Below are 12,665 nucleotides of genomic sequence, written 5' to 3' on the forward strand. Positions count from 1 at the left end.
TTCTGAGCCTAGTGGGGTGGCTCCTGCTGGCCGTCAACCGCTTTCGGCCCGCGGTGATGGTTTTGAAGGACTCGTCAGAGTCCGGCCTCAGTGTCCGCCTGTGCATGGTTGACGGTTCCACTCACGGCGGGTGTTGCGAGATCTCCTGTAGAAGAAAGCGGGAACCCGAGCATGGTGCGCAGCCGGGTTTCGGCTTCCGCAGCGGTTGGGGACAACTCGGCGCGGCGGCGCTGCTCGGCCAGCGCTGTGGCGAGATCTTGAGCGGCGAGGTCTGCACGCTGGTCGGCTTGTTCACGTAACTGCTGTTCGCGGGCATCAGCCAGTTCGGCTGCTGCAATCTCGGCGGCCAATGCCTCAGTATCGGCTGCGCGGGCACGTAGCGCCGGCCACCGATGCTGTGGTGCACCCAGCGCAGCGGCAGCAGTCGTCGCTGCGTCAACAGCTTCGCGGGCGGGGGCGTCGGCGCGGTCTTGTTCGGCTGCGAGCATGGCCCACTCGGCGACGTCGATGGCTGCAACCTGTTTGGCCAGGCGGGCGTGCATGTCCCGGACCCGTTCTGCTTGCGACACCACAGGATCGGCAAGGAACGGATAGGCATGACCTGCGGTGTTTCGGAGAGATCGAACCAGGAGGTCGAGGTCGGTGTCGCTGCGCATCCGCAGCGGGTCCGATCGCAACTCCTCGGCCAGCTGTTGTTCATCGACCGCTGCGGGTTGGTCGGTAGCGGTACCCGAATCGATCCGGGCACCGATGTCTTCGCCATGATGATCGCTACCTGGGGTGCTGGTGCGTCGGTCGATCTCGGCCAGGGCGGTTCGCCGGTCGAGTCCGCTGCTCTGCAGTTCGTTCGCAGCCGCCATCCGAGCGCGGTGCAGGTAAGGCGGTAAGCGCCGCAACTCGGCCCGGGCGGAGTTGAGCGTGTCGATGGCCAACTCGTCACCCAACAACCGCATGCGGTGCACGTCGGATTCATCAACGACGCCGTCGGCGCCGGCCGCATCGTCGAGTTCACGTTTGGCAGTGTCAGCTTCTTCGCGTAGCCCGTCGGCCCAGGCGCGGGCATCGGCGGCGAGTAGCCGCGCTTGGGCGATGTCGGCGTCCACCTCTGCAGCGGCCCGCTCAGTCATCGCAGCCCGGTATTGGTCGAGCATCCCTTCGAGCTTGGCCCGTATGCCAGGATCGTCTGCGACCGCGGCTGCTTTGTTGTGCAGGAATGCCAGGAACTGTTCGTCGGCCTGTTCAGGTTGGCGTCGCAGAGCCTGCTGGTAGGCGTCCTCGGCGGTCGCGGCGTCGAGTTCAGCGTCTTCGGCTTGCTGATGGGCATCGCGGTAAGCCAGCAGCAGCGGGCGCAGCGCGTCGACGCGTTCGCGGCATCGCCTCACCAGGGGCGCTATCGCGAGCTGATGCTCGCTGCAGCCGTCGTTGATAGCCTGACGCAACTGCGCGACATGGGCTTCGGCGGCTGCAAGGTCGTATCCGATGCGAATTACCCGGTCGATCGGGGCGAGATCGAGGTAAAGCTGATCGGTGTGAGCGTCAGCGACGCTGATCCATTCATCACCAGCCTCGCCGCTCCCGTCATCGCAGTCGGGTTGGGGGTCTGGCTCGCCCCAGAGGTCTGCACCCAGGTCGTAGTCGGGCGGCGGTTGAAGATCAGGATCGTCAGGGCCGCTGTCGTCACCACCACCGGTGAGTGCGGTGAGGTTGGCGCGCTGACTGGCCCTAGCCCGCCAATCGGGTGCGTCATCAGGAAGATTCAGCAGTCGCTGACATAGTGCGTCGGCGTAGTTCGCAGTAATGGTGTCCATGCCCGGGTGGGCAGGTGGGATCGGGCGCAGCGCATGCGGGCGCGGCAGGTCGCGCGTGGCTCGGAATCGACTGCCGCGCCGCCCACCGACTGAGACGCCGCGGCTGCGGCCGCCGGAGACCGCGCCGGCGGTCACTGACTGCTGCTCAGCGCTGGGATTGAGAGTCGAAGTGGCTGTCGCATGGTTAGCGATCCACGCGTCTGCGCGCGCACACAGCACGCTGGCGGCGTCCCGCTCATGCAGAAGAAACACGAGATCACCGTTGGTGATTTCGGCTACAAGGGATGCGGGGTTCAACTCGTGCCAGTCGGCCAGCGCGATGGTGTCCAGCAGCAGCGACCAACCGCCGGCAGACTGCACATGTGCGAGTACCTGCGGGGGGAGGGCGTGATCCAGCAGATAGCGTGCATGATCGTGGGCCAGTTTGCCCACGTAGTAGTCGTAGTCGTCACGGACTCGGGCGCTGCGGTCGCTGAGCGCAGTGACTGGCTCAGCAGACTCTGGTGTTTCGCTGCTCACTGTCGGGCTCGGCGCTGGCGCGGTCGCGGCGGATTCCTCCCCGTGGAGAGGTGGCGTGTTCTGCGTACCGATCAGGCGGTTGCGAAGTCTGCCTGCGTAATCAGCGAGCTCGAGGTCGACCCCAGGGTGCCGCGACGGCAGCGGAGGCACTGTGGTGAACGTGACATCGCGGACGGCGCGCAACCGTTCACTGCCGGTGTCAGCAACCCGGATATGTGGCTGGCGGCCGCCGGCGGGGGAGCGAGACGGATCGAGATGGGCGGCGATGAGCCTGTCGGCGCGCGCCGACAGCAGTGCAGCGGTGTCACGCGCCGACAGCAACGCTTCACCGCGGTCGTCGACGCCGCCGTTGGTGACGATGTCGTTGATGAGGGCAGGAACATCCATACCGATCTGGTCAGCGACGGTGAGGGTATCGGCCAGCAGCGGGAACGCGGGTGCGCGCTGCACCTGGCGGAAATGCACAGCGGGGAGGGCGCGGTCGAGTAGTTCTGTGGCAAGACCAACGCCCAGTAGGTGGCAAGCGTGGGTGTAGATCTCGGTCAACCGCCGTGGATCGTCAAGGCGGTTCATCTCCTCACGCAGCACCTCAGTGGCGGAGATGTTGTCGTCGTCACGCGCGAGCACCCGGGCGAACACCTCGCCAGCGGTGGCAGGCTCGTCGGGTGCTCGTTCGGGTGGTGCAGAATCAGGCAGGGTGTCGGTGGCGAGGTAGAGGCCGTTCCAGATGCGCCCCCGCGAGAGCCCGACATAGGCCAGGGCCCGGCCCAGGCTGGTGTTCATTAACAGGTGAGCACGATCCACCGTGACCCCCTGGGCCCTATGGACGGTGCAGGCATATCCGAGTTCGACGTCCTCGATCACATACCGATCGGGTAGGTGAACGCGGCCACGATGGTCGGCGCCGATCACGGTGAGCGATCCGTCGGCATGCACTGTGACCACACGCCATCGGTCTCCGTTGGTGACCGGGCTGCCATCTCGGCTGCCGCCGGTGACACGAATCCGTCGAGCGTTTCGACGCGTGACGACGATGTCACCGACATGCCCGCGATGCCCGTCGGACAGCTGCGCTGCGCTGCTGGTGACATCGACGGTGCCGCGGCCTGCGTGCGCTGCCTGCGCGGCACCGTTGAGGCGGTGCACGTCATCGGTTGTGGCAGCCATCATCAACGAGGACATTCCCTCCGCGATGTCCCGCAGATGCGCGGTGAGCATCTGCTCCCGCAATTCGGCGGCCAAACCAGAATGGACGCGGTTGTGGCTGTCGTAGAACTGCCAGGCATGGGCGGGGTCACCGTTGCGGACATGCAGGGTGGCAGCAGCCTCGGCGGGGTCTTTGAATCGGACCACCGTGCCCATCTCTGGAGCGTGGGTATCCGCGGCGATCAGCCGTAGCGCACCGCCTGCTTCGACTGCCGACAGCTGCCACGGATCACCGACCCAGCGCACGACAGCGCCGGTGGCATCAGCTAGTTGTTGCAGGGCTGCCAGATCGGCTGTCGAGGCCATTCCCGCTTCGTCGATGAGGATCATCGCTCCAGGCGAAATCGGCGCGCCGGTTCCGTTGCGGTGCGCCCACAGCAGAGATGCAATGGTGTCGGCGGGAATCCCGATATCGTTGGCCAGCACGCGGGCGGCGCTTTTTTGCGGGCTGACCGCGATCACAGTCTGTCCCGCATTCATCCACGCTCGCACCACCGCCTGCAACGCGGTGGTCTTACCGGCACCTGCCGGCCCAACTGCTACTGCCAGTCGTGTGCCCGCTGTGCACAGATGCTCGACAACCCGCCGCTGCCCGAGCGTCAACCGCCGCTTCGCTCCACGTTTCGTGTTGGCTTGTTCGACAGCAGCGACCGCCGCGGTGACCTCATCGCGCGTCACGAAATTCGGGGTGGGCTGTTGAGCAGCTTGCTGCAATGCTGCCTCCGCGTCCAGCACCGCCTCGCTGGTGTAGCGGATGGTGGTCGACGACGGGCCAGCGAAAACGCTGTCACCGTTGCGGCGCCGCAACGCTGCGGGGGGCGGGTCCGGATCGATTGCCAGCTGGAGGCTGTGGTTGTCGCGCGCCAGCGCGACAACCTGCTCGACTGATGCCCGCTGGGCGGCATCATCCGCGAAATCGCAGATGGCGATCTGGTCCTCGGTTTCGGCGCGGATGTGGGTTTCGGTCCACGTAGCGCGCCGGGTCGCGACAGAGGTGACTACATCTGCCGCGATCTTCTCGGCATCGAATCGTGCCCGTAGACGCTGCTGCACCTCAGCGATGACACTCTCGGAATCACCGGGGGCGAGCAAAACCAGAACTTCATCTCGCGCGGCCGCCCGTGCGGAGGTGGTGTCGAAGTGGAACCGTCGCAGTTCGGTATCGACCGCCGCAGCGACTAGTTCTCGATCACCTGCTCGAACTGCGTCGACTCCGGCGGCGGTTGCGGCGGCGACGGCGACCGACCGTGAGTGGTATCGGGTTGGCGCGGATGCCTCGGCAGCATCAGCGAGTAGGTCGGCGACCAACTGGCGACCGCTGCGATGGTCGCCGATCTCGGCCAACCATGCGTCGGCGCGGGCCTCCGCCTCTGCGAGCTGGTCTTGGAGCGCGCGGGGAACGGGCTTGCCACTGCGAGTGGAAAGGGTGGCTACTTGCGCAAGCCGGATCTGGGTGGCCTTGCTCGGGGAATGGCCGTGCTGGCGGCGGTACTCGATGACAAGTTGCTCGGTGGCCGTCTGGATCTCCGCGCGACGGGAGAAAAGCTGGATCAACTCCTCCGGGATTCCCACGACCTCGAGCACTGGCTTCTTTCCGCGCCCCCGTGAGCGTTCCTCGAACCGCACACCCAAGCGCCGCTGCAGCTTCCCGATCATGGTGGCGTTGTATCGGCATGACAACGCCACCGCCGCATGATGTAGGGGACGTGCGTCGAGACAGCTCCAGCGGCCATCGACACCGAGCACCATCGCTGAGATCACCGCGTGGGTGTGCAGATTCGGATCGCCGGACCGATTATCCCAATGCGTGAATTGGGCAACAGTGAAGCCTTCGGTATCGATTATCCGGGGCCCGCCGCGGCCGCGCTTGGCTAGGGCGTAGTGCTGCTCGGCGAAACGTAAGGTCTCGTGGACGGATTCGAGATGTGCTTGCCAAATCGTCTGTCGCACCGTGTCGCTACCCAGCGCGAAAAGGACTCCGGCAACCGATTTCGGGGCGGTGAATGTGCAGTCGTAGCCGGCTACAGACTGGCGCGTCCGGCGACGCTCGTCAGCCAGTGCTTTGTGCACCTCCCGCATCGTCGGTTCACGGCCACTTTCTGTGGCGAGATGCTCTGTCGCTGCCGTGCGTCGCATCGCCGCCCACTCGCGTCTGGACGGCGTCCGTCCACATCCAGCGGTGAAGGACGCCACGAGACGCTTGTGAATTTCGCTGATAGGTGTCTTCGCCCGGCCCAGCGCATAGAACGGTTGCCCCAGCCGCGTCGCTGCCACCGACTCTTCGACAGGGACACCGGCCGCGGCAGCATCGGCAAGCATCTGCTCTGTGTTGGGGTGTACGCCCTCACCGAACAGAGCCTGCATCTGCGCGGTGGTGATCTGGCCGGTGACCCCGAGTATTTCCGCGCCGCGACCGGACCACACGCCCGGCGGGGTGCCGGAAGCCTGGTAGAAGTCGGCCAGGTTCTGGGCCGCCGATCGCCGCACATCAGCGGAGGCGACCGTGCGTGTCAGATACTGATACCCGTTGCCTCCATGCAGTACATGGAGCGTCATCACCAGCCTGAGCGTATTCAGCTATTGATCATCAACTGTGCCTACTCGGACACCCTGTGTGACAACGGCTTTCCCAACTGCTCATCGGCCGTTCGCGCATTGGCCGGCGAGTTTGGCAGGAGAACCAGATGCACGAGGGTGCGACGGGAGCCATGCCCCTGCACGCTGCGTCGTTCTTTGTCGTCGAAGTAGTCAGTTCGCTGGTGTAGTCGTACCGGTGCCCCGTGACCTGGTTGACTCCTGCTGACGTGCCGGGGCAGCGTGACCAGTGTGTCAGGGAAGCCCGACCAGCTCGGGGACTGAACGACCCAGGTTGGATCAGGTGTCAGATTTGGCGCGAGCCACGGGCCTCGTCGTGCGTCGAGCAATTCCCGTGGCTCACTTCCAACCCCACCTTGACGGCGCGGCTCCGCGGCAGAGTAGCAGTTGCACAACCCTGGGACAAAGTGGTCCGCGAGATCATCGGTGGTTTTCAGTCAGCACGGCCAACTCAACTCCATCCACCGAAATCTGCGCGTCGCGCAGCGGAACCCGTGCCGGTCCCTAGCCCGCGGCCGAGGCCGATGGCCGGCGCCTGATGCTCGTGCTCGTCTCCATTGGATTCATCGAATCATAGGGGGATCTGTCGCAGCCACATTCATCAACTCTTGTTCACTGACTCAATCGAACGCGGCTGTAGTTAGAGCTTGACGCGTGCCGGCCGGGGCGCAAAATCACCCAGAGAGGCTCGCTTGTCCGTAATTCTCAGCATAATTACCTTATGTCGTTGCAGGTGTTGCAGGGGTGGTGATAGCGTCGGCATCAGGCAGCGAGACGCCTTGCAATTGACTGTGTTTCAGCAGAGTTCGAGGAGTCTTGGGCTGAAGAAACGTAGTGGGCCCCATATCGCTTCTCCGGTCAAGAGTCGCGCGATATGAGGCCCTGACCCGCCAGAGAGGAAAACATGGAATCCGATACGGGTCGCGCTGAGGATAGCGCGTTCTCAACCCAGTTCCGCCCGACAGCCGCCATCAGAACTCGCCCGCCTGCCGGGCCGTGCAGTCCGTTGATTCTGTTCGACGCCGATCCTGGCGCGTGGGGGGAGATGGCCGAGATGCTCGTCACCTTCACCACCGACCCGCATATCGGGGATACGTTCTGGCTCGACGTTGGTGAAGAACGCGACGGTGATGAATACCTGACCACCACCGATGGAGCCCACCTGCTCGATCACGACGGAAGCTGGGACGACATCCTCACTCAGGTCAGAGCCGCGCGCGATTATGCCCTCACCACAGCCGCTGCGGGAGCTGCCACTGTGCTGGTGATCAACTCCGTCAGCCAGCTGGCAGCCATCACCCGAGCGGGTGCAGCAGCGCAAGCACTGTGCAGTGACTCCGCCTCCGAGAGACTTTCCGCCGACCCTGAGGTCGACATCCAGCCGCAGAAAGGCCATTGGCGTCAAGCGAATGCTCGCTGGCAAAGCCTGATGTGGTTGCTGATGGAATTCCCTGGCATCGTTCTCGTCACCTCCCGCGCGGACTCCTTCCCTGCCGAGGACACCAAAGCCACCAACACGATGTTCCGGCGGCCAGACCTGCCAATGGAGCTGATGTATCAAGTCACCGCCTGCGTACAACTGCGTTGCGGCGCAGCACCTGTACTGACCATCGCGAACAACCGACATGCTCGTGGTGGCCTGCTGACCGAACTTCCCGATCTGACAATCGCTGACCTGATCTATGACCAGTTGCGTTTCGATCCCGCCGCCATCGCAGCACGTGTGCTGCGTACCTCGGTCGAGGCGATGGTGGTGCAACTGTTCACTGCCTCCGCCCTTGAACAGTTGGAGATCATGCGTGGCGAGTGCGTCGACCGACTCGGCGGAGACCATCCGAAGTTGACCACGGCCTACGAGAAGCATCGTCGGCACCTGCGGCTGATTGAAATGGCCCACCAGATGCTCGAGATCACCAGCATTTCGGAGCTGGACGACCGCCATAACGCGATAGCAGGTGAGGTTGGTCGGGACCAGCCGATCGTCAACCGGGCCTACGAGACTCGACGGCGTCAATTGCTCGAGCAGGCAGAAATGGCAGCCAAATGGGTATGTGACACCACTGACCTCGATGAATTGAAGAGCCGATACCTCCGAGCTACTGAAAAGAGCGGCAGGTGCCCGGTCATCGACCAAGCCACCATACAGCGCAAGGCGGAGCTGGAACAGGCGCAATCAGCCACATCGAGTACCCAGTACGGCCACGATTCCGGCGACACAGCACCAACCGAGAACCCAACAGAATCAGCTGGTGACGAGTCACGCGAGTTGACCGTCACCAGCAGTGCCGCGTAGCGCACCGAGAGGCTTGAGCCATCCTGTGGTCGGCGCACGTGACGGGGCAGACCTCGCGCCGACCACAGGCCCTCGCCCGCCAGTTGTTTGATGACATGCCGCCAGCGCCGGCTGCTGTTGTCACCTCCACGCGGACCTCAGCGTCAAACTCCAGCTTCAACAGCGGGTTCCACCGCTGGAACGGGGTCGCAATCAGGGACCGCTTCATCGATTTGAGCGTCGGGACCGGCAGCGCTCATGCGCCGCGGTTGCGCCAACATGGCTGCCTCCAAGTCGTTCTGGTTGGAGGAACTGCCTTCAGGAGGGTTGCTCTGATAGTCGACCCAGTCCGCGAAGGCTTCGTCGTCGAGCATCATCAATGCCTTCGGGTCTGACCCGAACCGCAGATCTTGTCTGGCGTCCTTGACGATAGCTGCGGTGATAAGCAAGGCGCGATCGGCCATTTCAGCGTCGATGCCGTCGATGTGCTGATTGAGGGCATCGACGATGCGGCTGGTGAACGGTTCATTCTCGACTCGTTCGGGCAGCCTGCCAAGCCACTCGATCAGCGCCTCCGCGCGGGCTTTAGTAGCAGCGGGATCTACAGGTAACGGCTGTTTGTTCGGGGCGGTGGCTTGTGCAGTGACAGCAGCGGGAGCATGCGCGTTGTCGGTGCGCTTGCCCGCCGCTCTGGCAGCCAGGTCGACAGCGGTTGTGTGTACCTGTGACCAGCCGTGCCCCATCTTCTGCCCGAGGCCGTCGAGGTGGTAGCGCAGCACGTCCATACGCAGTTTGAGGTCTGCGCGGAAGACCGGGATGGCAGGGCTGTCGGTATACACGGCGATTAACGCCTGCGTGCGGTCCTCCTTTGAAAGGCTGTGAATCGACCTGATGTCCGCGGCTATCGCCTCGCGTTCTTCGCGTAGGTGTGCTGGAACCTTGATGCGTGGTGCGACCTCCGGTGTGGCGCCTTCGATGACTGCGTTGATGTGCAACTGGTCGCGCTCAAAGTTTCTGGCATCGCGAACCTTGTTGTGAAAGTGCCGGACGCGGGCTTCGATGTAGCTGCGGGCGTCCGCGCGGTCAACTGCCTGGGCGCGGTGATATCTACGCAGCTCCCGCTTGATCTGGTGGCGCACACTTCTCGGCGGACTGTCGACGCCCGGATTCTGGGCCCGCCACCGTTGCAGGATTGCCTGAATCCGATCCCTCACTCCGACCCCTGCGGGGTTGAAGCCTTGCCAGCGCGTCAGGGTTTTGGAGGTCTCGTCGATGGTGGCCGCGGCGAGTTCGCCGGCTGGGGAGGGGGATGCTGTGTCGTCTGGCATGAGCAGTTGTCCTCGAATTCGGGCTGGGCGGGCATGGTTTGAGCTACATTGCCGCGTCGACGGCGGGAGGTTCGATGGCGGCGACGGGCTCCGCCCCGGCCGGAACTGGACTGTTGGCGGTATGGGTTGGTGATGCGGCGGTCAAGGCTCGCGGGCGGGCAAGCACCACCGCATCGAGCGACTCAGTGGCAACGGACTCCGTCAGCGTGGCGCGATTGGCAGACTGGGCTGTGTCCCGAAGGAACGGCCGAGCCTGCTTCCAACTTCGGAATCGGTGCTCGAGCACGATCAGTGCGCGCGCGTGGTGCGTGAACGAAATTCCTTCCATCGCATCCTCGACCATCGCGGTGACAACCACGCGGGCGCGATCGGTCTCCGCGGGGCTCAGTACGTTTCGGTCGAGGTTGTTGCGGATCTGGGCCGCGGCATCGTTGATGGCGCTGTTGTCCATTTCGGCGAACTCTGTATCAGGGAAATCATCTATCCAACACAGCAGAGTGATGCGATCGACAGGCCGGTCGATAACAGGTTCAACAATGGTCTGCTGCCGGGCACTTGAAAGGACGGGGGGATCTGAATATCGTGTCGGCGCATCTCGCAACGGGTCTCGGCTCTCGGTGTTTCTGGCGCGAACTCTGCCCAACCACTGCGCCGCCGCCGACTTGACCGCTTGCCATGTCGATGCAGACTCTGGGTCGAAGGTCGGCTGGTTGGTGGATGCCCAGCTTGTGTTGACGATTTCGGAGACAGTTTCCTGAGGTGAAGGATTGGGGTTGGGTTCGGTCACGTGACGGTTCCTTCCCTGATCAGAATCCGGCAGCGGGCCCCACGCCACCGACCTCATTGCCCGGTGGCTGCGAGTTACACGGGATGTCGGTGTCGGGAGTGTTGGTGGCGCTGTTGAGGTGATGCGGGCAGCCGCGAGCTGCCGCCCACAGGCCATCGCGGTCGATGGGCGGCAGCTGTGAAATCACGGGGCCGAACATGCGATCCGGCGGAATCGCGGTGGCAGCTCCCGGCGCCAGCAGATCAGGCCAGGTCGGGTCACCTTCTTGGTACATGCGCGCTACATCGGCGATTCCAGGTCGAGGTGCAGGAGTCGACACCGCAGTGATCCGGCGGTTGAGAATTGTCTGATAGTGGCTGTTACGGCGACGGTCGGCGTGATCACTGTCGTTGGTGATCATCCCGATGTGGAACCGTGTGACGGGATTGTCTTTGGTGAATCGGGTCCAGTTGAATTCCGGTGGTGGGATCACGGTCACGGAGATCCGGGCCTCACTGATACCTTTCGCGGCCAGCGCAGTTCGCCACATCGCCGCCCGCTCGTCAGCGGGCAACCAGTCCTGCGCTGCGGCTTGCTGCCGTTCGGCGTAGAAGTCGAGCAGATTGTCGGTGGGCCAAACCTTCACTGATTCAGGGCGGGCCGTCTCGTCGACTACCGCGATCTCGACGTGCGCGTACCGGAACGCCAGTTCGGTGACCACGGCCAGGTCGACAGCAGTGACGGCGTGGAAGTCGTCGAAGACAACGATCTCCGGTCGGTGTATGCGGATAGCGAGTGGGTCGAACGTTGGATCCGGCAGTTCCACAGCATCGTGGATCACATCGCCGCGGGCATCGTGACGGGCCTGATTCAGCGCGTCGGTCCATTCAGGACGCATTCGGATGGCCAGCCTGCTATAGAGCTCGCCCCACATGACGCTGTAGTTGTAGCTCCACGGCAGCCGACGGACGGCTTCGAGTACCTCACGCGTAGGGCGTGACGGATCCGCGCTGCGGTAATGGTCGGCGTAAGGGAAAAGATCCCATCCGCCGCTGTCACGCGGGATGGCTTCACGACGGTAGACGCCGATCACGCTGATCCGCTCATCGGTGTCGAGCCAGTCGGCGACAGTCAACATGTGCCGATCGCTGGCATTATGCGCCAACCGGTCGGGCTCAACCTCCCAACCTGCACCGAAATCTTCATAGCCTTGTTGATAGGTCGCCAGCCACCCCAGCCAGCTTTCGGCAGGATGCACCGCCATCAGAGCCGCTTCGATCCGGTACGGCTTAGCCCCAGCTGGTGTGAACGCCAAGCTTGTGAGAACAGCGTTGAGCTCGTCCCGGGTTGCGAACTCGCCGCTGACGATGACATTCAACCGCCGTCGCGCTGCTTCCGCGACAGTCATCTCCAGCCAGCGACAGGCATCGGCGGCCACTTTCTGGCGCGCTGTGACGGCACCTCCAATCTCCGTGAGGGTCAGCCGGCGGAAGTCGGGATGAAATCGGGAAAACAGGTCAGCATTGATGACGACCGGCCGCGTGTGATCAGCAAACTCGTGGTGGGCGACGCTGGTAGCGAAAGCCGCTTGCCCGGCGCCGCGCTGCCCGATGAAGACAGTCGCGATCGGCGAATTTTGTGGCGCCGCGGATCTCAGCAACTGCGGTTCGATCTGAGTGCGGAAGATGTACTCCGCCTGCTCGGTCGACAAGCTATAGCGATGGTGGCCGGGTTCGGAGCTGGTCATGGCTAGTCCAGCGCTCGCAGGGCGGCGACATCGGCGTCGAGCACGTAGCCCACCGCCTCAGAATCGCGAGGAGTGAGTGTGTTCAGCCGATGCATCCACTCGTCGCGGCGCACCGCCCAGATCGGGTCGATCGCCGCGCGCGAACTTGCATGCCCTATCAATGTGGCCAGGACGCAGCAGGCATAGTCGAACCGCGTCACCGCTCGCAAGCTGATCCCGTAAGGGTCTTCGCTCATCGTCCCTCCAACTCTGGTGACAGCCAGTACCAATGGCGGGCGAGCAACAGGCCATGAAGCGGGCGACACCGACCGAAAGGTGCTTTCGTCCGACACGCTCCTCACGAGCGGCCCGGTCCTCCAGTGGAGGATTCACCTCACCAAGTACCGGCGCGGCAGTTGGCGTCGCGAAGTGCGGATGCTGGCGC

The 12,665-nt window shown here is 63.8% G+C and carries 6 protein-coding genes; 1 reads left to right on the forward strand and 5 read right to left on the reverse strand.

The window, feature by feature from the left end; translation table 11 throughout:
* Nucleotides 1–74 precede the first annotated feature (74 nt).
* Complete coding sequence (mobF, locus tag AB0C34_RS18005) at nucleotides 75–6,089, reverse strand: MobF family relaxase (RefSeq protein ID WP_357073806.1); 6,015 nt, start codon at nucleotides 6,087–6,089, stop codon at nucleotides 75–77.
* A gap of 1,045 nt (nucleotides 6,090–7,134) precedes the next feature.
* Between mobF and AB0C34_RS18010 the strand changes: the two genes are divergently transcribed.
* Nucleotides 7,135–8,421, forward strand: a complete 1,287-nt coding sequence (locus tag AB0C34_RS18010; protein WP_357073688.1) for a hypothetical protein — start codon at nucleotides 7,135–7,137, stop codon at nucleotides 8,419–8,421.
* 143 nt (nucleotides 8,422–8,564) lie between these two features.
* On the opposite strand, the gene AB0C34_RS18015 is transcribed toward AB0C34_RS18010, so the two are convergent.
* The 4 genes from AB0C34_RS18015 to AB0C34_RS18030 are packed head-to-tail and all read right to left on the reverse strand — an operon-like array spanning nucleotide 8,565 to nucleotide 12,477.
* Entirely contained in the window at nucleotides 8,565–9,728 is a 1,164-nt protein-coding gene (locus AB0C34_RS18015; RefSeq protein WP_357073691.1) for a hypothetical protein, read from the reverse strand.
* A 43-nt stretch (nucleotides 9,729–9,771) separates the two neighbouring features.
* Nucleotides 9,772–10,515: a hypothetical protein gene (locus tag AB0C34_RS18020; protein WP_357073694.1), complete on the reverse strand. Its 744-nt coding sequence runs from the start codon at nucleotides 10,513–10,515 to the stop codon at nucleotides 9,772–9,774.
* A 19-nt stretch (nucleotides 10,516–10,534) separates the two neighbouring features.
* Nucleotides 10,535–12,241: a zeta toxin family protein gene (locus AB0C34_RS18025; RefSeq protein ID WP_357073696.1), complete on the reverse strand. Its 1,707-nt coding sequence runs from the start codon at nucleotides 12,239–12,241 to the stop codon at nucleotides 10,535–10,537.
* 2 nt (nucleotides 12,242–12,243) lie between these two features.
* The gene (locus AB0C34_RS18030; RefSeq protein WP_357073699.1) at nucleotides 12,244–12,477 is read right to left on the reverse strand and encodes a hypothetical protein; all 234 of its coding nucleotides are present in this window, start codon (nucleotides 12,475–12,477) and stop codon (nucleotides 12,244–12,246) included.
* Nucleotides 12,478–12,665: the final 188 nt, after the last annotated feature.

The organism is Nocardia sp. NPDC049220 (genome assembly GCF_040647855.1).
In the GTDB taxonomy this organism is placed as follows: Bacteria; Actinomycetota; Actinomycetes; order Mycobacteriales; family Mycobacteriaceae; genus Nocardia.